The sequence below is a fragment of the Streptomyces sp. NPDC006335 genome (assembly GCF_040612795.1).
GTDB lineage: Bacteria > Actinomycetota > Actinomycetes > Streptomycetales > Streptomycetaceae > Streptomyces.
In genome coordinates, this window is record NZ_JBEXQX010000017.1 from 153228 (window position 1) to 173896 (window position 20669).

17 protein-coding genes and 1 riboswitch are annotated in these 20669 nt (G+C 72.9%); of the genes, 9 read left to right on the forward strand and 8 right to left on the reverse strand.

Translation table 11 applies throughout. From position 1 onward, the window contains the following. The first annotated feature begins 34 nt into the window (after positions 1-34). Positions 35-1267, forward strand: coding sequence for a helix-turn-helix domain-containing protein (locus tag ABZ098_RS35370; RefSeq protein ID WP_356597830.1), 1233 nt, complete (start codon positions 35-37; stop codon positions 1265-1267). A gap of 81 nt (positions 1268-1348) precedes the next feature. Continuing rightward, positions 1349-1990, forward strand: a complete 642-nt coding sequence (locus ABZ098_RS35375; RefSeq protein ID WP_356597831.1) for a cutinase family protein — start codon at positions 1349-1351, stop codon at positions 1988-1990. A gap of 65 nt (positions 1991-2055) precedes the next feature. Here the strand turns inward: ABZ098_RS35375 and ABZ098_RS35380 are convergent, their stop codons facing one another. Both ABZ098_RS35380 and ABZ098_RS35385 read right to left on the reverse strand, forming a co-directional pair. Beyond that, complete coding sequence (locus ABZ098_RS35380; protein ID WP_356597832.1) at positions 2056-3768, reverse strand: hypothetical protein; 1713 nt, start codon at positions 3766-3768, stop codon at positions 2056-2058. Between the two features lie 96 nt (positions 3769-3864). Then, on the reverse strand, positions 3865-4824 hold the full coding sequence (locus ABZ098_RS35385) for an AraC family transcriptional regulator (protein ID WP_356597833.1): 960 nt from the start codon (positions 4822-4824) through the stop codon (positions 3865-3867). Positions 4825-5040: 216 nt separating this feature from the next. Here ABZ098_RS35385 and ABZ098_RS35390 point away from each other — a divergent pair, with 216 nt between their 5' ends. Continuing rightward, entirely contained in the window at positions 5041-5412 is a 372-nt protein-coding gene (locus ABZ098_RS35390) for an ANTAR domain-containing protein (RefSeq protein ID WP_356597834.1), read from the forward strand. Positions 5413-5624: 212 nt separating this feature from the next. Then, entirely contained in the window at positions 5625-6794 is a 1170-nt protein-coding gene (locus tag ABZ098_RS35395; protein ID WP_356597835.1) for an alanine--tRNA ligase-related protein, read from the forward strand. A gap of 3 nt (positions 6795-6797) precedes the next feature. Here ABZ098_RS35395 and ABZ098_RS35400 read toward each other — a convergent pair whose 3' ends face one another. Both ABZ098_RS35400 and ABZ098_RS35405 read right to left on the reverse strand, forming a co-directional pair. After that, positions 6798-9146 (reverse strand): FtsX-like permease family protein, encoded by a 2349-nt coding sequence (locus tag ABZ098_RS35400; protein ID WP_356597836.1) that lies wholly within the window; start codon positions 9144-9146, stop codon positions 6798-6800. Further along, positions 9143-9835 (reverse strand): ABC transporter ATP-binding protein, encoded by a 693-nt coding sequence (locus ABZ098_RS35405; protein ID WP_356597837.1) that lies wholly within the window; start codon positions 9833-9835, stop codon positions 9143-9145. The genes ABZ098_RS35400 and ABZ098_RS35405 overlap by 4 nt, the downstream gene beginning before the upstream one ends. 219 nt (positions 9836-10054) lie before the next feature. On the opposite strand from ABZ098_RS35405, the gene ABZ098_RS35410 reads away from it, so the two are divergent. Beyond that, complete coding sequence (locus tag ABZ098_RS35410) at positions 10055-11353, forward strand: histidine kinase (RefSeq protein ID WP_356597838.1); 1299 nt, start codon at positions 10055-10057, stop codon at positions 11351-11353. Positions 11354-11385: 32 nt separating this feature from the next. After that, positions 11386-12078: a response regulator transcription factor gene (locus ABZ098_RS35415; protein WP_356597865.1), complete on the forward strand. Its 693-nt coding sequence runs from the start codon at positions 11386-11388 to the stop codon at positions 12076-12078. Here ABZ098_RS35415 and ABZ098_RS35420 read toward each other — a convergent pair. Further along, positions 12075-12527 carry an NAD(P)H-dependent oxidoreductase gene (locus tag ABZ098_RS35420; protein WP_356597839.1) on the reverse strand — a complete coding sequence of 151 codons (453 nt, stop codon included), beginning with the start codon at positions 12525-12527 and terminating at the stop codon, positions 12075-12077. The genes ABZ098_RS35415 and ABZ098_RS35420 overlap by 4 nt on opposite strands. A gap of 68 nt (positions 12528-12595) precedes the next feature. Between ABZ098_RS35420 and ABZ098_RS35425 the strand changes: the two genes are divergently transcribed. Further along, positions 12596-13255, forward strand: coding sequence for a class I SAM-dependent methyltransferase (locus tag ABZ098_RS35425; RefSeq protein ID WP_356597840.1), 660 nt, complete (start codon positions 12596-12598; stop codon positions 13253-13255). 72 nt (positions 13256-13327) lie between these two features. Here the strand turns inward: ABZ098_RS35425 and ABZ098_RS35430 are convergent, their stop codons facing one another. Continuing rightward, positions 13328-16315, reverse strand: a complete 2988-nt coding sequence (locus ABZ098_RS35430) for a glycosyl hydrolase (RefSeq protein WP_356597841.1) — start codon at positions 16313-16315, stop codon at positions 13328-13330. 77 nt (positions 16316-16392) lie between these two features. Beyond that, a complete protein-coding gene (locus tag ABZ098_RS35435; RefSeq protein ID WP_356597842.1) occupies positions 16393-18372 on the reverse strand; it encodes a BTAD domain-containing putative transcriptional regulator in 1980 nt (659 codons plus the stop codon). 122 nt (positions 18373-18494) lie between these two features. Here ABZ098_RS35435 and ABZ098_RS35440 point away from each other — a divergent pair, with 122 nt between their 5' ends. Continuing rightward, the gene (locus tag ABZ098_RS35440; RefSeq protein WP_356597843.1) at positions 18495-19379 is read left to right on the forward strand and encodes an alpha/beta hydrolase; all 885 of its coding nucleotides are present in this window, start codon (positions 18495-18497) and stop codon (positions 19377-19379) included. 214 nt (positions 19380-19593) lie between these two features. On the opposite strand, the gene ABZ098_RS35445 is transcribed toward ABZ098_RS35440, so the two are convergent. Next, positions 19594-20175: a histidine phosphatase family protein gene (locus ABZ098_RS35445; RefSeq protein ID WP_356597844.1), complete on the reverse strand. Its 582-nt coding sequence runs from the start codon at positions 20173-20175 to the stop codon at positions 19594-19596. Positions 20176-20287: 112 nt separating this feature from the next. Further along, a riboswitch (cobalamin riboswitch) is annotated at positions 20288-20373 on the forward strand. A gap of 62 nt (positions 20374-20435) precedes the next feature. Here ABZ098_RS35445 and ABZ098_RS35450 point away from each other — a divergent pair. After that, entirely contained in the window at positions 20436-20654 is a 219-nt protein-coding gene (locus tag ABZ098_RS35450; protein ID WP_053849139.1) for a CbtB-domain containing protein, read from the forward strand. Positions 20655-20669: the final 15 nt, after the last annotated feature.

Below are 20669 nucleotides of genomic sequence, written 5' to 3' on the forward strand. Positions count from 1 at the left end.
GGTGAGCCGCTTCCGGGTGAAAGGAGGATCCCCCTTGGCCACCCCCACCCCCCACGGTCTTCCGGAGGACCTCGGAGCCGCCACCATGCCGCCGGACCTGGCCGAACTCCTGCGTGCCGACCTGCCTGAGGTCGCCGACGAGGTGGAGGAGGAGGTCCGCCGGCAGGTGCCCGAGTACGCGCGCCCGGCCGACGGCACCTACCACGAGCATCTCCGGGCCGGTGTGGTGCAGGCGCTGACCCTGTTCGTCGACCACATCGCCGACCCGCGCAGGCGTGGCGACGAGATCGCGGCGACGTACTACGAGCTCGGCCGCGGCGAGGCCCTGGAGGGGCGCAGCCTCGACGCGTTGCAGTCCGCGCTGCGGATCGGAGGACTGCACGCCTGGCGGCGGATGGGGCGTACGGCGGAGGAGCTCGGCCTCGACTCGGCGGTGATGTCGGCTCTGGGCGAGCTCGCCTTCCGTACCGTTCACGAGGTCGCCGAGGCGGCCGCGGCCGGGTACGCGGAGGCCCGCTCGCACAACGCCGACGAACTGGAACGGCGGCGCAGACGCCTGCTGGACCTGCTGCTCGGCGAGGGGCCGGTCGCCCCGGCGGCGGTGCAGGACCTGGCGCACGGGGCCCGCTGGTCGGTGCCCAGGCAGGTCGCGGTCGTCGCGCTCGCGGCCACCCCGGACCAGCGGGACGAGGACTGGCCGCTGGCCGCCGCGGGAGCGCTGGTGGACATGGAGTCGCGGCCGCCCCGGATGCTCATCCCCGACCCGGACGGCTCCGCACGTTTCGGCGGGCGGGCGTTCAGCCTCGCGCTGCGCGGACGGCCGGCCGCGATCGGGCCGACGGTGCCGCTCGCCGAGGCCGCCCAGTCACTGCGCTGGGCCACCCGGGCGCTGGGGCTGATGGGGCGCGGGATCCTCCCCCGGCAGGGCGTGGTGCGGTGCGCGGACCACCTGTCGACTCTCCTGCTGCACAGCGACGAACCGATGCTCGACCAGCTCCGGGGCCGGGCCCTCGCACCGCTCGACACGGTGTCGGAGGGGCAGCGGGAGCGGCTCGCCGAGACGCTGCTGGCGTGGCTGCTCAGTGGCAGCAACGTGCCGGACGTCGCCGCCCGTCTCCATGTCCACCCGCAGACGGTGCGTTATCGGCTGCGTCAGCTCGAGAAAGTCTTCGGCGACGCCCTTCACGATCCCGCTTCCCGTCTGGATCTCATTCTGGCACTCACCACCGCACAAAAGAGCGAGGAATTCCTGAATTCCCGTCCATAACACCTGCCTTGGTCAAGCGAATAAGTTCGGGACATCCTTTCCACAGGCGTTTCACACGCCCCACCCTCAAAGGATCCCCCCATGCGTATTCGCTTGTGCCTGGCCGCGCTCTCGCTGGTCGGCGGGGCCTGTGCGGCCACCGTCACGGCAACACCGGCAGCCGCTGCGGCCTGCTCGGACATCGACGTCGTCGCCGCTCGCGGCACGTTCGAGCCGGGCTCGCTCGGCCTCATCGTCGGCGACCCGGTGTACTCCGCCCTGCAGCGGAAAATCACCGGCCGGAGTCTGACGAGCTACAAGGTGAACTACCCCGCGGACCTCTCCCTCACCTCGGCCGCGCAGGGCAACTCGGACCTGGTGAACCACGTGAACCGGCAGGCGGCCGCCTGCCCGAACCAGCGGTTCATTCTGGTCGGCTATTCGCAGGGCGCGAACGTCGTCGACAACTCCATCGGCATCAGCAGCGCGGGCGCGGTGGTCGGCAGTCCCATCGTGGCGACCATTCCCGCCGCGCTGGAGTCACGGGTGGCCGCGGTGCTGCTGTTCGGCAACCCGATCCGGGCGATCGGCAAGAGCGTCACCGGCACCTACCAGAGCCGCACCATCGACTTCTGCGCCAAGGGCGACCCGGTCTGCGAGGCGGGCGGGAACGACACGCTGGCCCACCTCGGCTACACGGCGAACGCCGACGCGGCGGCGACCTTCGCCGCGGGCAAGGTCTGAGCGGATCGACCGCACACCGAAGGGCCCGGGAGGAACTCCTCCCGGGCCCTTCCTCCTTGCGGGGACTATCGAGGTGTACGGGCGAACTGCGTGAGGGCGGTGGAGACCGGCTCGGGCCGGCCGTTGTTCTGTACCGGCGCCGCCGTCAGCACGTCGAGGTGCTGGTAGCCGTCGGCGACCACGGGGTGCAGGTCGGCGGGGACACGGCCGGCGAGCAGCCCGTCGCCCGCGAGGACGGTGAGCGTCGGGTTGGCGGTCAGGCCGCCCGGGTGCACGACGAGCTTCTTCACCTGCGGGGAGGTGGACAGTTCGAGGTCGGTGACGAGTTTGGTGGGGAAGTACTGCTCGGTGAAGTCCAGCGGCTGTGCGGCCATGCTGCGCGCCAACTCCTGGATGTCGGTGACCTCCTTGCCGGCCGCGGTGAACGGCGTGCCGTCCGACGACCGGTACCCGGGGTCGTCCGGATCGCCGACACGGTCGTAGTTGCGCCAGGTGTAGAGCGGACCGTGGGGCACGGCCGGGATGGCCTTGTACTCGGTGCCGAAGAGGCCGGGCTGTGACGAACTCCCGTTGGCGGCGGGGAAGTTCTTGTCGGTGACGGGGCCGCCGTCGAAGAAGCCCACACTGCTCTGCAGGAAGGCGAGCGGTACGGACTGGTCGTCCATCAGCGAGCCCAGCACCGCCTGGTTGGTGAGCCGGAAGTCCTTCACCGCGGGTGAGCCGGTGAGGAAGGTGGCGGTGTCCTTGGAGAACAGGAAGCGGTTGGTGGCCTCGATGTTGGTGTTGGCGGGCAGATAGGCCGGCAGGTCGGCCTCGCCGCCCGGATCCTGCAGGGCGCCCACACCCGCGATGGCGAGCAGGGTCATGGTCTCGGGGTTGAGCAGGACGGGCGCGGACAGCGAGCGCGGGAACAGTCCGCTGTCGAGTCCGGCCTGTACGACGCCGTAACCGAGGCCCACGTCGGGCAGGTTGGTGTCGTCCGGGATGCTGCCGCTCAGGTCGCCGAGGGAGGTGGAGACGGTGGTGTCGAGGGCGAAGTAGCCGGCGCACTGGTTGTGTCCGGCGTCGGCGGTGGTGGCTCGGTCGCCGTCGAAGTCGGCGGTGGCGAAGTAGCCGGTGATGACACCGCCGAGCGAGTGGCCGCCGCACAGGACCTTGTTCTTGCGGACGCCGCGGTCGGGCAGCTCGGCGGTGAGCAGGTCGTACTGGTCGCGGACGGTCTGCTCGATGCCGAGCTTCGCCATCCAGCCGAGCTTGTCGTTGCCGACGAACCCGGCGAAGGTGCGGCCCTGGACCTGTTTGCCGCGGTAGTAGTAGTCGACGGCGGTGTGCTGGTCGCCGGAGGCGATGCCGGTGCGGTCCTCCAGGCAGTTGGAGCGCCGGTCCAGGGCCCAGAACTCGATGTGCCGACCCTGCTCGGCGGCGCGTGCCACGGTGTTGCGGGCGACGCTGTCGAAGGCTCCGGCGCCCTCCAGGATGCCGGGTTGGGCGATCAGGACCCGGTCGGCGTCGGCGGACGACGCGGGGCCGTCGGCGGACCGGTAGCGCAGGTACGACAGCCAGTCGCACGCCGCGGGCCGGGCGCCGAAGGACGCCGGCAGCGGGGCCCTCACGCGCACCAGGGTCTCGGTGACGCCGGCGCTCGTGCCCACGGCCGTCTCGGTTCTCGCGCTGTCTCCCTGGGCGGTCGGCGACGACACGGTGAACGCCCCGGTGGTCAGCAGCACCGCCAGCGCTGCGGTGCGCCACCTGCTTCCTCTGCTGCGACTCGTGTTCATGCTGGGACCGTAGGGCGGCGCGGGCCGCGCCCCGGGGAGTTGCTCACAAGAACGCAGGGCCTGGTGGGCCCTTTGTCACCAGCCGCAGAGCGGACGTCAGCCCTCGTGCAGGGTCCGGCGGGGCGTGCGCTCGTAGGAGTGCCGGTACAGGGTGGCGAACCGGCCGGGGTGGTGGAAGCCCCAGCGGGCGGCGATGTCCGTGACCGTGCTCCCGTCCTCGGGGTCGGCGGCCGCCAGCTCGGCGTGGGCGTGGGCCAGGCGGACCTGACGGAGGTAGGCGAGCGGGGTGCTGTCCAGGTGCCGGCGGAAGGCGTACTGGAGCGCGCGGACGCTGATGTGGGCCGCCTCCGCGATCTGGACGACGGTCAGGGGCCGGTCGGCGTGGTCGTCGATGTAGGCGAGGGCGCGGCGCAGGGCGGTGGGGTGGGCGTCCTGCCGTTCGGAGCCGGTGGGGTCGGTGGACGCCGTGTTGGGGAACGTGGCCAGGACGGTCGCGGCCAGGTGCTGGACCGCGGTGGAGGCGACGAGCGGTTGGTCGGCGACCGCGGGATCCGACAGCACGTGGTCCTGCACATAGCGCAGGGTCGCCCGCAGCCGGTCGCCGGCGGCGGGCGTGTGCGGCCGGTGCCCGGTCAGCCGGACCGGCTCCGTGCGCCGCGGGTCGGCGGTGGCCGCGACCTGGGTGAGCAGCTCCGGATCCAGCATGGTGATGTTGTAGCGGGCCGAGCGGACCCGGCCCGCGTACGGCAGTTCCGGTGGGGCGAGGGAGACCACGTCGCCGGGGCCGAAGGAGTCCGAGACGCCCTGGTAGACATGGTCCTCGATGGTGCCCTCGTGGACGACGCACAGGCAGATCCGGCCCAGCGGGGTGACGGCGTAGCTCATCTCGAAGTCGAGGTCGAGTTCGTCGACGCTGACCGCGTCGATGGCACTGCGGTGGATCCGCGCACGACTGCTGTCCGGGGTACCGTTGCCGATCCGCATCCGCGCGTAGGCGTGGCTGAGGAACTCCTCGGTACGGTCCAGGTCCTCGCTGTCGAATGTCAGCGTCTCCATCGCCGGCAGTTCCTCCCGCTCTTCTCGGCTCGGCTCCGTATTCGCACATACCCGCGAATGCCGTTTTGCTGCCGGAGGCCGTTGCGTTTTCTGTCCTGCCTGGTCACAAGGTGTGCGTCCGGTGACTCGTCGACGGTGGTCCGCGGTGGGCAGGCTGGACGGGCGGCGACCGCTGGAGTCGCCGGGCACCAGGGGGAGAGAGCGACAGGGCTGTGCATGACGGAACGCGACGAGCTGGTCGAGAAGATCGAAGAACTCCAGGAGGAGGTCGCCCAGCTCCGGCAGGCCCTTGTCTCGCACGCCGTCGTGGATCAGGCGATCGGTGTCGTCCTCGCGCTGAGCGGTCTGCGCCCCGAGCAGGGGTGGGAGGTCCTAAGGACCGTGTCCCAGCGCACCAACACCAAGCTGCGGGACGTCGCCCGGCACGTCGTGCGCTGGCCCGAGCTGGGCAGCCTGCCGCCGGAGCTCCGCCCGGCGCTGCGCATCGCGCTGACCGAGGCACGCTCGGCGCACGGCGGCCGGTCCCTGATACGGCAGGAACAACGGTGCAAGGGCTACGGCGGTACGCTCTCCGGGAAAACCGAGTGACGGTCCGGGAGAGCGTGCGTACCGTTGACCGCATGGAGATCATCAGCCGTACCCGCACCGCCGCCGCGCGAGCGACCGACTCGCCGGCTGCCGACGCCTGACCTCCCCCCCTCTCCCCCCCGGCGGCCGGAAACGGACCGCCGGTGCGGGGCCCCTGGTCGCCGTCCGTTCCCATGGTCGTTTCCGGTCCCACGAGACCGAAGGACCACACCATGGACACCGACCGTACCCTGCGCGTCTTCACCGACTTCTACCGCGAGCGCGGACACCACCTGATCACGGGCAGCACGCTGCTGCCCCCGCCCGGGGACCCGGTGCTGTTCACCACCTCGGGCATGCATCCGCTCACCCCGTATCTGGAGGGCCGCCCGCATCCGCGGGGGCGCCGTCTCGTCAACGTGCAGCGCTGTCTGCGCACGACCGATCTCGACGAGGTCGGCGACTCCACGCACCTGACGGTGTTCGAGATGCTCGGCTCGTGGTCGCTCGGCGACTACGGCCACTCGCAGAGCCTTCGCTGGGGGTACGAGCTGCTCCGTGACGGCTTCGGCATCTCCCGGGACAGCCTCCACGTCACGGTCTTCGGCGGTGACGAGCAGGTGGGTCCCGACCTCGAATCCCTGCGCACCTGGGAGGAGTTGCAGGTCCCCGTGGAGCTCACCGGGGAGGACAACTGGTGGTCCAACGGCCCGGTCGGCCCGTGCGGCCCCGACTCGGAGATCTTCGTGTGGACCGGCAGCACCCCGCCTCGCGGGACCCCCACCACCGACCCGCGCTGGGTGGAGATCTGGAACCACGTCGTCATGCGCTACCGGCGCCTCGACGACGGCTCGCTCCAGCCCCTGGAGCGCCCCGGCATCGACACCGGCATGGGGCTGGAACGCCTGGTCACCTTCCTTCAGGGCCGCGACTCGGTCTACGGGACCGACCTGTTCGACCCCTGGACGCGACTGCTGCGGCCCCTGTGGCGGCTCGACGAACCGTCGCTGCGGCTGGTCTGCGACCACCTGCGCTCCGGGATCGTCGTAACCGGCGACGGGGTACGGCCCTCCAACACCGGCCGCGGCTACGTCCTGCGCCGCGTGGTCCGCCGACTGCTCACCACCCTGAGGCGCGACGACCCGTCCCGCACCCTCTCCGACCTGCCGGTCGAACTCGTCCAGCACACGCTGGACCACTTCCGGCAGACCTGCGGGACGGATCTCGTCCGTGACGTGCTGCTGGAGGAGGAGCGCCGGTTCGACCGGCTGCTGGAACGCGGCCGGCGGCTGCTGTCCGGGCCGCGCTACCGGGGGCCGCTGAGCGAGGAGGACTACGACTACCTCCACGACACCCACGGCCTGCCCCGCGATCTGGTGCTGAGCCTGCGCCGGGAGGGGTGACGGCTACTCCGTGCGCAGAGCCGTCGCCGTCCGGGTCCTGGCCGCCCAGCCGGCCGGGACCAGCGCGCCCAGCAGGGCGATGACGAGACCGGCCAGGCCCAGCAGGAGCAGTTGCGGGGTGTCGTACACGTCGAGGACGGACCTGGGCAGTTCGGTGCCCGCCGCGTGTCCCATCACCGGGAGCACGAAGCCGTGCAGCGCGTAACCGGCGGGGACGCCGACGAGACCGCCGAGCACTCCGATGCCGGTCACCGAGGCGAGGACGAGGCTCACGGTCTGCCGGGGTGACATGCCGAGCGCCTTGCACACACCCAGGTCGTGGACGCGCTCCCGGGTGTCCAGGACGACGGAGTTCAGGACACCGAGGCCCGCGACGCAGACGAGCATCAGGGTGAGGAGCACGGCCATCGTGTTCAGGATGAGCACGAGGTTGTCGCGCTCGGAAGGGGAGTTGGCCCGGGCGTCGGCGCCGAGGGGCTCGACCTGTGCGGCGAGCTTCTCGGCGTACGCGGCCGCGGTGACGCCCGGTTTGACGTCGACGAGGAAGAGCTGTGGCCCGGTCGCGGGGAAGTCCGCGAGGCTCGCCTGGATCTCCAGGTCGTCGCCCGAGGTGTCGAAGGCCTCCCCGACGATCCTCAGGATGGCCGTCTTCTTTCCGACGGTCACGCGCACGGTGTCGCCGACCTCGGTGCCGGTGGTGTCCAGGAACCGGCCGGGCACGACGACCTGGCCCGCGCCGGTGAGCCAGTGCCCGGAGATCATGGCGTAGCCGCCGCGCGTGGAGTCGCCCTGGTAGAGGGTGGCCCGGACGGTTCCGGAGATTCCGGCCACGGTGGCGTCCTGCTGGCCCAGCCCGTAGTAGGAGTCGGTGCCCGGCTGCGCCTCGATGGCGGCGCTCACCTTCGCCGGGTCGGCCGGCTGGGGCTCCGGGGTGCCCGGCGCCGGGACGTGCTCGCCGCCCGCGACGGTCGCACCGCCGGTGAAGACGGTGACCGCGGCACGGTCCTCGGGGTCCTGCACCGCGCTGACCTCGTTCAGGGAGGAGGTGAGCCCGACGGCGAAGGTCGCCGCGATCGTGCCGAAGGCCACGGCCAGCAGCATCGCGAGGGTACGGACCGGATGCGCGAAGGGACTGGCGAGGCCGTAGGTGACCGCTCGGGGCAGCGGCAGCCGACCTGCCGCGCGATGCGCCCACTGCCCCCGTCCGGTGCGCGGGGCCCTGCCGACGGCGATGGCCTCGACCGTGCGCAGCCGGCCGGCCCGCAGTGCGGGGACCAGGGCCGCGAGCCCGACGACAATCAGCGCGCCGGCCGGAACCACGACGTCCACCCACCAGGCGACGGACAGGGAGGCGGTGCCGTACGCCTGCTCGGTGTCGTCGAGGAGCGGTACGGCCAGCAGGTTGCCGAGGACGGCTCCGAGCGCGATGCCCACACTCGCCGGGACGAGCGCCTGGGCCACATAGGCGCGGACCACTTCGCGCGGGGTGAAGCCGATGGCCTTGAGGATGCCGATCCTGCGCAGGCCGGTGCCGACCGCGCCGCTGATGACGCTGCCGACGATGATCACCGACATGACGATGCCGAGGACCCCGAAGGCGACGAGGAACGGGATGGTCGGGGCGGCTCCCTGGTCGGCGGCACGCTTGGTGTCGAGGTAGGACTGGGTGCCGAGGAGCGCACCGGACGGGACCGCGGCCAGGAGCTTCTTGCGGTCCGCGGCGATCTCGTCCTTCGAGCCGGCCGAGTCGAAGCGGTAGAGCATCTGGCTGTTGACCGGGGCGTCCTTCGCGGCGAGTGCCTTGACCTGTGCGGGAGTCGCCCACCCGTCGGCCGTCCGGCTGGCCGAGGTGGCGAAGCCGACGACCGTGAGCGTCGTGCCGGAGGCCGTCAGGGTGTCGCCCACCTTGAAGGCGGGCCCCTGGTAGCCGGAGCTCAGCACGATCTCGCCCGGTTTCCGCGCCCACCGGCCGGCCGTGAGGTCCAGGTCGTCCACGGCGGCCCGCGGGCCGGTGCGTCCGACCAGGGTCATGGCCGGGGGCTGCCGGCCGGCGGAGTCGGTCGCCCGCAGGATCGTGGTGGGATACGGTCCCGCGCTCGCCGTGACTCCGTCCAGTCTTCCGGTGGCTCCGAGTTGTTCGGCGCCGGCCTTGGCCGGGTCGAACTCGGCGGTGATGTGGGCGCCGTTCTGCTCGGCGAAGGCGTGGTCGAAGGGCGCGTTCGAGACGACCATGAGGGAACCGGCGACCACGGCCGCCGCCACGGCCATCATCGTGGCGATGGCGATGACGACGGTCTGCACCCGGCGCCGGCTCACCCCGGAGCGTACGACGCGGACGAGCGGGCCGGTCATCGCACGGCCTCCGTACGGGAGTCGAGGGCGACATGACCGTCGACCAGGTGGATGGTGCGGCTCGCGCAGGCCTCGGCCAGGGCCGGGTCGTGGGTGACGAGCACGACGGTCTGGCCGCCGCGGTGCAGGTCGACGAGGAGTTCCCGGACGTCCTGGCCGGAGGCGCTGTCGAGGGCGCCGGTGGGTTCGTCGGCGAGCAGCAGGGCGGGCCGGTTCACCAACGCCCTTGCCACGGCGACCCGTTGGCGCTCCCCGCCGGAGAGCCGGCCGGGGTAGGCGCGGGCGTGCTTCTCGATGCCCAGGACCGCCATGAGCTCGTGGGCCCGTGCCTGCGTCCTGCGCCGGGAGGTTCCGGTGAGCTGGGCGGGGAGCTGGATGTTGTCCACCACGGTGAGGTCGTCGAGGAGGTTGAAGAACTGGAAGACCATGCCGATCCGTTCCCGGCGGAACCGGGCCAGGGCGTGCTCGCCGAGCCGGTCGACCCGCTGCCCGGCGACGGTCACGGTGCCCTCGGTCGGCTTGTCGAGGCCCGCGACGAGGTTCAGCAGCGTGGACTTGCCGCTGCCGGAGGGACCGGTCACGGCGAGCGCCTCGCCCTGGGCGACGGAGAGGTCGAGCGGTCCGAGCGCGGGTGCGCCGGCGGTGTCGTAGCGCTTGGCCACGCCCTTCAGTTCGATCACTGCGGTCATGGAAGATGCCCGTCCTGTCGGTCGTCGAGTGGTGTCCTTGTCCGGCCTGGCGAAGGTAGGGAAGGACGGGCCTCGGGCGCGTCGGCCGGGGCACCGAGATGCCGCCCTCCGCGCGGAGGACTCGCGGGCGGGGTCATCCCTGCGAAGTACGCCCGGCGGAGGGGGCGTTGGTCGTGCAGACGGACGCGCCGCGGGCCCGGGGACCGTGACAATGGGCGCATGGAGACGGAGTACCTGCGGGGTTGGGGTCGGCAGGTGCGCTTCGCGCTGCGCCCGGAGGCGAAGGGCGCCCCGCTGTCACGGCGGTCGGTGTGGTTCGACGTGCTGCTGGCCGTGCTGCTGACGGTGGTGGCGCTGGTGGTGGCGTCGCGCTACCCCGGCGACGGACCGGTACAGGTGCCGAAGACCGAGTACGGCGTGCCGGCCCCGCCCCGGCCTCCCGTGCTCCCGGGCGCGCGGATCGAGGAGCCGGTCTCCTCACCTGCCTGGGTCTTGGTGGTTCTGTCGGCGCTGCCGCTGGCGGCGCGGCGGCGGTTTCCGCTGACCGTGTTCGCGGTGGTGCTGTGCGCGGGGCTGGCCATCGGCGACGACGCCTCCTGGATCAATGTGCTGACCTGTGTCATCGGCACGTACACCGCGGTCATGCACAGTCGTCATCGGGTGGGGGCGATGGCCGGGCTGGTCGTGGCCGCCGTCCTCGCCGGGGTGGCCTTCCGGTCGACGCAACCGGTACTGCCCGGCTGGTCGAGTCCCGGGGTGGTGCTGCTGGTGGCCGGGGTGCTGGCCAGTGCGGTCCGCCTCGGGCGGCGCCGGCTCGCGGCGAGCCGGGACCGGTTCGCGGCGCTGGAGCGGACGCATGAAGAGGCGACGCGCAGGGCCGTGGAGGAGGAACGGGCCCGGATCGCCGCGGAGTTGCACGACGTCGTGACCCACAATGTGAGCGTGATGGTCATCCAGGCGGGCGCCGCCCGCAAGGTCATGGACGCGGCACCCGAGCGGTCCAAGGCGGCACTGCTCGCGGTCGAGGCCGGGGGCCGGGCCGCGATGGCCGAACTCCGGCACGTGATGGGCCTGTTGGCCGCGCCGGACACCGGCCGCCCGGACTCCCCCGCCGACGGTCTCGAACCGCAGCCGGGACTCGGGCAGCTGGACGCCCTGGTCGACCGGGTACGGGCCGCCGGGACACCGGTCGGCGTCGCCGTCTCGCTGCCCCCGGAACCGCTGCCGCCCGGAGTGGACCTCACGGCGTACCGGGTGGTCCAGGAGGCGCTGACCAACACCATCAAGCACGCGCCCGGCGCCGAGGCCGTCGTCACCGTCGGCTGGTCGGGGGACCGGCTGGAGATCGAGGTCAGGGACACCGGCGCAGTCCGCGACGGGGCGCCCGCCGACGGGAACGGCCGCGGGCTGATCGGCCTGCGCGAACGCCTCGCGGTCTACGGCGGCGAGCTGACGGCGGGCCCGACCCTCGCCGGCGGCTTCCGCATCAGGGCGGAGGTTCCGTGGCGGACGGCATGAACGGCTCGACGGGCACGAACGGCATGAACGGCATGAACGGCGACAGACTGCGGGCCGTCATCGCCGACGACCAGGCCCTCGTACGGACCGGGTTCGGGATGATCCTGACCGCGGACGGCATCGAGGTGACCGCGGAGGCGGCGGACGGGGCCGAGGCGGTCGCCGCGGTCCGGCGGACCCGCCCCGACGTCGTCCTCATGGACATCCGCATGCCGGGCATGGACGGCATCGAGGCCACCCGGCGGATCCTCGCCGAGGACACCGCGGGCGAGATCCGCGTGATCATCCTGACCACGTACGACCTCGACCACTACGTCTACGCCGCGCTCACCGCCGGGGCCAGCGGATTCCTCCTCAAGGACGTCACGCCCGAGCATCTGGTGGCCTCCGTACGGCTGGCGCGGTCGGGGGACGCCCTGCTGGCGCCGACGATCACCCGCCGCCTGATCGAGCGTTTCGCCCAGCGGGAGGAGGCGGTGCCCTCGACCGGCCCGCACCGGGACCTGTCCGGACTGACCCCGCGTGAGCTGGAGGTGCTCAGGCTGCTGGCGACCGGCCTCAGCAACGCCGAGCTCGCGGAGCGCCTGTTTCTCAGTCCGACGACGGTGAAGACCCACATCGGCCGGATCCTGTCGAAGCTGGAGCTGCGCGACCGCGTCCAGGCGGTCGTCCTGGCCTACGAGAGCGGCCTCATCACCCCCGGCGGCACCACGGAGAGCGTCTAGGACATCAGCCCGGCCGCGACCGTCGCCCCCAGCTCCCAGCACGCCTCGATGTCGGCCTTGCCCGGTTCGCCGGTGACGGTCACCGGTTCGGCCGCGCGCCGCCAGCCGAGACCCGTCGTGATCGACTCGATGCCGCGCAGGGCACCGGTGACGTCGTTGCCTCCGTGCACGTAGACACCGAACGGGCGACCGCGGGTCTCGTCGAGGCACGGATAGTAGACCTGGTCGAAGAAGTGCTTGAGGGCGCCGGACATGTAGCCGAGGTTGGCCGGGGTGCCGAGCAGGTACCCGTCCGCCGCCAGCACGTCCGAGGCGGTGGCGGACAGGGCCGCACGGCGTACGACACGGACGTCCTCGATGTCCGGTGCCGTGGCGCCGGAGACGACGGCTTCGAACATCGCCTGGCAGTTGGGCGAGGGCGTGTGATGCACGATCAGGAGGGTGGCCACGGTCGAACCCTGCCCTGCCTCGGCTTTCGCCCGCAAGCCGGGCCGCGTCCGGGCACGGCCGGGCTACGATGCCGACAACCGTGAGGGGGAGCCAAGTGGCCGACAGGGGACAGCGGGCAGCGGCGGTGTTCGACGCGCTGGGGGCGACGTACGAGAAGGCGTTCGCCCACTCCGAGGCGCATCTGGCGTCACTGGAGTGGCTGCTCGGGCAGCTCGCGCCCGGCAGCCGGATCCTGGACGTAGGGAGCGGGACCGGTCGGCCCACCGCCTCGACACTGGCCGCCGCGGGCCACGAGGTGCTGGGGGTGGACGTCTCCCCCGTCATGGTCGACCTGGCCGCGCGGCAGGTGCCCCAGGCCGCATTCCGCCACGCCGACATCCGTGAACTGCCGCTGGAGCAGGGCTCGTTCGACGCGGTCTGCGTGTACTTCTCGTTGCTCCAGATGACCCGCGCCGAGCAGTCCGAGGTGCTGGGGCGGCTGGCGCGGGCCCTGCGGCCGGGCGGCTCCCTGGTGCTCGCCACCGTGCCGGCCGATGTGGAGGACCTGGCGATCGAGTTCATGGGCCAGCCCGTCCGGGCCACCAGCTTCGCCGCCGAGGACGTCGTGGCCGTGGTGCGCGACGCGGGTCTGACGGTGGAGTCCGAGCAGAGCGTGGAGTTCACCCCGGACCACCCCGAGGGCGCCGTCGAGCCGCATCTGTTCCTGTACTGCCGACGTGCCTCCTGACGGAGTCCGACCGCCGGCCTCCACCCGTGCGTGCGGGCGCACCCGGCGACCCCAGGTACGCCCGCGGCGCCTTCAGCGAACCGGCACCTCCACGTACGGCACCACCCGGACCGGCCCCACCAGACCGTGGTCCTGGCGTGCGACCCCGCCGAACACCGTGGGCTGTACCACCCGGAGCCGGTTGATGAGCGGGGTCGCCACCTCGATCTCGATGGTGTTGTCACCGCGCCTCAGCCAGGGCCCGAGGTCGACGACGGGACGCATCCGGTCGGCCGCGGGCAGCCGTCGCCCGTTGACGCTCACCCGGAACGTGTCGCTGACCTGCCCCAGTTCCAGCTCGGCGCCGTGGGAGGGCGTCCAGCCGGCCGGCAGGGTGACCGTGGTGCGGTAGCGCCCGACGCCCGCCGAGTCGGCCAGCTCGGGGATCTGCGACCAGGGCCTGAGCGCGTCGAGCGTGAGGCTGCGCCGGACGCGTTCGGTCCGGGTGGCGTCCGTGCCGGGGTACCAGTCCTCGACGTCCAGCTCCCAGCGGTCCGGGGTGATCGGCGCGGGCACGGCCGGGGTCCTGGTGGTGACGGTGCGGCCCCGGGTCAGGCGTGTGGTCCAGGTGCCGGCCGTGCGGGCGCGCACGGTCAGCCCGCGCTCGGTGAACAGCACGGCGTCGGCGTCGGTCGTCTCGGCGTGGGGGCTGCCGCCGTGCCGGTCGCCGAACAGGCCCGGCCGTCCGAGGGCGACGATCATCGTCTGCCCCGGCTGGAGCGTGACCCGCAGGGTGAAGTCGTCACCGTCCTCGGTGTAGCGCGCGAGCCGGGTCGCCTCGCCCGTCCAGGGATCGAGCAGGTACGGCACCGTGCGGTCGCCGTGGGTGCGGCGCAGCGTGACGTCGTGGTCGATCGCGGCGACGGGCGGCTTGACCGTCTCGGCGTGCTTGCCGTTGCACAGGTAGTAGAAGTCCGCGTCCGGGGTGACCCGATGGGCGTTGAGCAGCGTGGACGCGGTCGCGTGCCGTACGTCGGCGCGCACGCCCAGCGCGGCGAGGGCGTCGCCGACCGCGGCCTTGTCGGTGACCCGGACGACGTGGGGCAGGGCGAGCAGCCGGGCGAGGAGGTCGCGCAGCCGGTCGGTCTCGCCCTGGTCCGGGACGCCGGGGGTGAGCGCCTGGTCGAAGGCGCCGAGCAGGACGACGGGGAGCCCCGCCTCGGCGAGGGCGAGGATCTTGCGGGCGTCCTCGACGGCCAGCGTGGGGGTGGAGCCGTAGAAGAAGTCGCCTTCGACGAACAGCGCCTTGTAGGCGGGGCCGTGGGGCGCCAGCCTGCCGCCGGTGACGGTGGCGGAGGGCAGGTCGAGGAGGGGGCCGCTGAGGAACTGGTGGGTCCAGCCGAGCGGGACGCCGGTCGCCGTGAACCAGGAGGCGCCGATGCCGGTGGCGGTGTAGCCGGTCTGCCGGAAGACGGCGACGTCCGCTCGCGCGGTACCGCTCTGGAGCACCTGGTGGACGCGGCCCAGGTATCCGGAGATGTCCCCGACGTGCCGCCAGGTGGGCTGGCGCGGGCCCCACGACTCGCCGTAGCCGGCGGTGCCGTTGTACGGGCTGAAGGCCGCGAACCCGGGCCAGGCGACCCCGGGGGCGGTGGCGTAGGAGAAGCCGTGCACGACGGTCTGGTTGACGCCGGCCGCGTAGGCGCCGCCCATGGTGCGCAGGAAGCGGTCCCAGGTCGTGCTGTACGCGGAGCCGTTGTAGGCGCCCGCCTCGCAGGACAGGACGGTCCGCCCGGCCATGTCCCGGCCGCCGGCCAGACAGCGGTAGTCGTCCAGGTTCTTGAAGCCGAGCGACTCGCCCTCGGGGATGTCGAGGAGCGCGGCCGAGGCGATGGCGTCCGTCTGGAGACCGTAGGGCTGCGAGCGCAGGGTCATGCCGAGGGTGTGCGCCCAGTCCCGCAGGGCCTCCAGGTGGTTGCGGTTGAACAGGCCGGAGACGGTCTCCCAGAAGTCGTGCCGGATCTGCCGGGTCACCTGGGCCTCGAAGGCGAAGACTTGGTTGCTCTTGTCCAGGACGAGCGCGGGCAGGTACGGCAGCAGGGGCCGTCCGGTGTGCTTCTCGAAGGCCTCGGGCAGCAGGGGTGTCCAGGTCAGGCCGTCGGTCTCCAGCTCCACGGAGTCCTCGAAGAAGGAGCCGCCCGCGGCCCTCAGCAGGCGCCGCAGGGACGGGGTCAGCAGGTGGTCGTGCCAGTAGGAGGTGACCGCGCCGGTGCCCGCGGGGCTGAAGTGGTCGACGGCGTAGGCGGCCGGGACGGAGTGGGGGCCCGACTCTGGCTGCTGGCCGGAACCGCGCACCCAGTAGGAGATGAGCACCCAGTCGCCGCCCTCCGGCGCGGTCCAGGTCAGCGTCCCGTCGGTGACGGTGGCGGTGAGGTCCCGGACGCTCGCGGGGTCGAGGCCGGTCTCCTTGCGGGTGGAGTTGGCGGGCTCGACCCGGGCCGCCTGTACGGCGAGGAGCTGCCGGCGGGTCACGCCCGCGGCCGGGGCGTGGACGGGCGGCGGGACGGGGCCCTGGTAGGTGCTTCCACCGGTCAACGCCACGCGACCGTGGGCGAGTTCCTTGGCGGCGGCCTCGTCGTCGGGCGTGAGGCCGGGGACGGCGACGGGCCAGCTCGGGCCGAGGGTGATGTCGACGGTGAGCCCCCGTCTCGCGGCGCGGCGCAGCGCGGCCTCGACCCCGTCACGCCAGGGTCTGCTCCCCCAGCCGTGGTGGGCGGTGTCCAGGACCGACTTGTCCTTGATGCTGTGGTGGACGGCGGCGATCTCCACACCGCCGAATCCCGCGTCCGCGATCTGGTCGATCTCGCGGGCGATCTCGTCCGGGTCCACCAGCCCGTCCGGCCACCACCAGCGGAACCTGGGCCGCACGGACTTCACGGGCGCCGCGAACCAGTGGGCGGTGGTCCCCGAGGCCGTGGCCGGGACCGCCACTCCGAGCGCCGCGACGGCGCCTGCGGTCAGTCCGGCGGCCAGGACCGCGCGACGGGATACTCCGCCGCGCTGCGGGATGGCTTCATGCATGTGGGCGCCCCAAGTTGCTATTGAATCGTTTCAATCGCGGTGAACGCCCGAACGCTAAGCCTGTGGTTCGGCCGAGGTCAAGATGCGTGCACGGTGAACGCGACGGCCAGCGCGCCCAGATGGTCCGCCACGGGCCCGGCGGTGATCAATCCGCTCGCCGCGCCCGCGAGTTCGCCCCGGGCCGGTTCGAGCGCACTCCGGGCGCGCCGCATCAACGCGACGTCACCCACCTGGATCGCAGCGCGGGCCAGCAGGCTCCACAGGGCCTCGTACAGCAGATCGCCGGGCGGCGAAGGGACGCCCGCCAGCAGGCGTACGGCGTCCTGGTCGCGCCCTTCGGCGAGCAGCAGCAGGGGGCGCACCCACGGTTCGTAGGGACCGAAGTCGGTGTGCGGGTCGGCGGTGACGGGGAGGCCGTGATGCAGGCGGAGGCACAGCAGGGCGAGGGGCAGCAGCCCGTGCTCCAGACCGGGCATACCCGCGCCCACGAGGGACTTGGCGGCCTCCCGGTACGCGGACTCCCCGAGGTGCGGGGGCTCCGTCGCCGCGGTGCGCAGTGCGCGGTACCACGTGGTGAAGACGGCGACCAGGGGCAGTTCGTGGCGTTCGGCGAGCGCTTCGGCGGCGGCCGCGTGCCGGTCGGCGGCCGTGAAGTCGGCGGTGGCGCACCGGGCTTGCAGCCGGATCAGGTGTCCGAGGACCTCGTAGGTGAACAGGCCGTGCCGGGCGGCCAGTTCGGTGATCTCGGTGCCGATGTCGTCCCGTCGGGCGGCGAGTCCGGCCCGTTCGAAGGTCTGCATGAACAGGCCGTTGAGGGCGAAGACGAGCAGGTTGGCGTCCTCGAGTCGGCGGGCGCTCGCCACGGCCTGCTGGGCCGCCTGGAGGGCGCGCGTCCCGTCGGGGAGGCAGCCGCGGGACTCCACCGCCACGGTGGCGAGAAGCCGGGCTCTGGCCGCCTCGTGCCCGCCCGGCGGCAGGAGACGCAGGGTGCGTTCCGCCGCGCCCACCAGCCGCTCGGCCTGGGCGGGGTCGTCGGAGCGGGTCCAGACGGCGGGCACGTCGTAGACCCCGATGACCCGGGCCGTCAGCTCCGGGTCGCCGAGCTGCTCGGCCGCCGCCACGGCCGCGGCGCGGTGCCGTCGTGCCGCCTCCAGTCCGCCGCCCCCGGTCACGGCGAGGTCCCGCATGAGGAGCGCGGTCGACTCCAGCCGGGTGCGCGCCCGCAGGGGAATCATGCTCTCGTACGAGGCGGAGGCCTCGGCCCACACCTGTGCGGCCGTGTCCGAGGAGGCCGGGGCCAGGTGGTCGGCGTGCCGCAGGATGTCCTGCTCGGTGCGGTTCAGCCGGGGGCCCGGCTCCACGCCGAGGTGCTCGCGCAGCAGCTGTCGGGCGCGCCGCAGGACGGACAGGGCGTCGGCCTGGCGTCCGGAGCGGTACAGGGCGAGGGCGAGCAGCTGCCAGGCGTCCTCGCGCCAGGGGTGTTCCGCCACGTGGGCGTCGAGGTCCGCGGCCGCGTCGGCGGCGGCACCGAGGGCGAGCTGGGCCTCGGCCCGGCGTTCCACGGCGGTCAGCCGGAGCCCGGCGAGCCGGGAGCGTTCCGCACGGGCCCAGGGCTCCTCGGCGAAGTCGGCGTAGGCGGGGCCGCGCCACAGCTCCAGAGCCCCGGTCAGCCGCGGCACCGCCTGCGCGGGAGGCAGGTCCGCCGCCGCGGCCAGGGTGTGCTCGAAGCGCCAGGCGTCGACGTGGGCGGGTTCGGCGCGCAGGGCGTAGCCGGGGCCCTCGGTGACGAGGAGGCGGGAGGGGGTCCGGCGGGGCCGCTCGGGTTCCAGCGCGCGCCGCAGCCCCGCGACGAAGGTCCGTAGGGTGCCCACCGCGTCCGCGGGCGGCGCTCCTCCCCACAGGTCCTCCACCAGGCGGGGAACGGGCACGACCCGGCGGCGGGCGACGAGGAGGCGGGCCAGCACGGCCCGATACCTAGGTCCCCTGAGGGCGATCGGTTCCCCGCTCTCGTCCCAGGCGGCCACCGACCCCAGGACCCCGAACTCGACCACGCGCACGTACCTCAACGTACACGCGTTCATCCGTTGCTCATTCGCTGCCCGGACGCTGGGTTCATCGGCGCCACCGGGCCCGGACGCCGATGCCTCCCACTCGCCGTACGACCGAAGAGAGCCCCGCCGTGAAGCCCACCATCGCCGGATTCGAGTACCAGCGCGTGCCCGTCGCCGAGGACGTGTCCCTCCATGTGGCCGTGGGAGGGACCGGCACGCCCGTCGTGCTGCTGCACGGCTTCCCGCAGACCCATCTGATGTGGCGCCATGTCGCGGCGGACCTGGCCGCCGACCACACCGTGATCTGCCCCGACCTGCGCGGTTACGGCGACAGCGACAAGCCGCGCGAGGACGGCCCCCGCACCTACGCCAAGCGGACCATGGCCCACGACGTCGTCACGCTCGCGCGTCGGCTGGGGCACCCCAGGTTCGCGCTGGCCGGGCACGACCGGGGCGCGCTGGTGGCCTTCCGCGCGGGCCTCGACCACCCGGACGCGGTCTCCCACCTGGCCTGTCTGGACGTCCTGCCGACCCTCGACATGTGGGACGCCCTGCACGGCGCGTCGGCGGCGGTCGCCTTCCACCTCTACCTCATGGCCCAGCCGCCCGGTCTCGCCGAGCGGATGATCTCGGCGAGCGCGGACGCGTTCTTCGGCCACTTCCTCGACGTGTGGGCGAACCGGCCCGACGCGATCCCGCCGGGGGTCCGGGCCGAGTACCTGCGGGCCTGCCGCGAGGCGGTGCCGTCGATCGTCGCCGACTACCGCGCCTCCGCGGGCATCGACGTCGAGCACGACGAGGCCGACCGGGCCGCGGAGAACCGGCTGGCCATGCCGGTGACCGTGCTCCAGCAGGACTGGGGAGCCGCGCTCGGTTTCGACGCCACCGCGCTCTGGGGAGCCTGGGCCGACGACCTTCGCCATACGACCGTCTCCTGCGGTCACTTCATGGCGGAGGAGGCGCCGGCGGACGTGGCGAAGGCCCTGCGGGAGCTGATGCTTCGGCGGGCCTGACCGGCGGGCCTGACCCGTCGACGGCGGCCGTGAAGTCGTCCGGCTGACAATGCCGGTGCCCGCGGGGCGAGTGGTCGACGGCGTAGGCGGCCGGGACGGACCGCTGTCGGCAGGGACGACTCCGGGCGAGCTCTCCCCCGAGGTGGTGCGGCTCGCGCTCCCTGCCGGACTACGCGCTGGACCGGATCACCGACTCGCGGTCACCGGTGACACCTCACCGTGGTGGGCGAGGACCGACCGGCAGCTCGGCCATCCGCAGGTTCCAGCGGCCGCCGCGGCCGGAGAGTTCCACGGTGGACAGCGGCGGAACGTCGATCCGCCAGAACGCCTGGTGCGGTGCCCCTAGCGCGTGCACCACGGCGGCCCGCGCCACCGCCTGTTCGACGACCGCCAGCACGCGTCCCGCGTCGGACCGCAGCGCGTCCAGCCAGGCGGCCACCCGGTCGCAGAGCTGCGTCACGCTCTCCCCGCCGTGCGGTACGGCCTGCGGGTCGGCGAGCCAACTGGCCAGTCCCGTGGCGTCCGTTGCCGCGACCTCGTCGAGGGTACGGCCGTACCAGGACCCCATGTCGAGGTCCCGCAGCGCCGGTTGCGGGGTGGCGGACTCCCATCCGAGGGTCCGGGCCGTCTCGGTGCAGCGCCGCGAAGGCGCCGTGCAGCGGGTGGCGGCCCGTGGGAGGGTTCCGGCGACCGCCCGCACCCGGTGCAGTGCCCGCTCGTCGAGGGCGCCGTCGGCGAAGCGGACGGCGTGTTCCGTGCGGGCGGCGGCGCACAGCAGGGTGAGCCGGACGGTCATGCGGGCCCTTTCGTCGAGTCACCGGGGGTGGTTCATCGTAGGTGGCGTACGCCCTGTTGGCCGAAGCCCCCATTGCCCCTACCATCTGGGACGACAAGGACGACGGCGCCACGGAAGTCCGGTGCAAGCCCGGCACGGTCGCGCCACTGTGTGCCATCCCCTCGGCCGACGAGGCCATGAGGTGGTGGCGAGTCAGACCCGAAGCCGTCGTCGAGTGCTCCACACGATGCGGGACGCGTTGTTCCCGAGGAGGTCTCGCCATGGCGCAGTCCACTGCCGCCCCCACGCCCACCACCCCTGCCCTCACACCGTTGCCGGTGCGGGCGCTCGCCCCCTGGGCCGTCTTCTTCGGCGTCCTGATGCTGGTCCTGCTGTACTTCGTCGGCGCCGAACAGGGCGCCACCGCACTCGTCTCCGGCGAGGGCGTCCACGAGTGGGTGCACGACGCACGCCACCTGCTCGGCTTCCCCTGCCACTGAGGCGGGGCGGACCGC

Coding starts and splice junctions, on each gene's coding strand:
- ABZ098_RS35400 (WP_356597836.1), bottom strand. CDS start 9,146: ATGACCGGCCCGCTCGTCCGCGTCGTACGCTCCGGGGTGAGCCGGCGC.
- ABZ098_RS35390 (WP_356597834.1), top strand. CDS start 5,041: ATGACGGAACGCGACGAGCTGGTCGAGAAGATCGAAGAACTCCAGGAG.
- ABZ098_RS35395 (WP_356597835.1), top strand. CDS start 5,625: ATGGACACCGACCGTACCCTGCGCGTCTTCACCGACTTCTACCGCGAG.
- ABZ098_RS35410 (WP_356597838.1), top strand. CDS start 10,055: ATGGAGACGGAGTACCTGCGGGGTTGGGGTCGGCAGGTGCGCTTCGCG.
- ABZ098_RS35380 (WP_356597832.1), bottom strand. CDS start 3,768: ATGAACACGAGTCGCAGCAGAGGAAGCAGGTGGCGCACCGCAGCGCTG.
- ABZ098_RS35405 (WP_356597837.1), bottom strand. CDS start 9,835: ATGACCGCAGTGATCGAACTGAAGGGCGTGGCCAAGCGCTACGACACC.
- ABZ098_RS35385 (WP_356597833.1), bottom strand. CDS start 4,824: ATGGAGACGCTGACATTCGACAGCGAGGACCTGGACCGTACCGAGGAG.
- ABZ098_RS35375 (WP_356597831.1), top strand. CDS start 1,349: ATGCGTATTCGCTTGTGCCTGGCCGCGCTCTCGCTGGTCGGCGGGGCC.
- ABZ098_RS35425 (WP_356597840.1), top strand. CDS start 12,596: ATGCCGACAACCGTGAGGGGGAGCCAAGTGGCCGACAGGGGACAGCGG.
- ABZ098_RS35430 (WP_356597841.1), bottom strand. CDS start 16,315: ATGCATGAAGCCATCCCGCAGCGCGGCGGAGTATCCCGTCGCGCGGTC.
- ABZ098_RS35445 (WP_356597844.1), bottom strand. CDS start 20,175: ATGACCGTCCGGCTCACCCTGCTGTGCGCCGCCGCCCGCACGGAACAC.
- ABZ098_RS35450 (WP_053849139.1), top strand. CDS start 20,436: ATGGCGCAGTCCACTGCCGCCCCCACGCCCACCACCCCTGCCCTCACA.
- ABZ098_RS35415 (WP_356597865.1), top strand. CDS start 11,386: ATGAACGGCGACAGACTGCGGGCCGTCATCGCCGACGACCAGGCCCTC.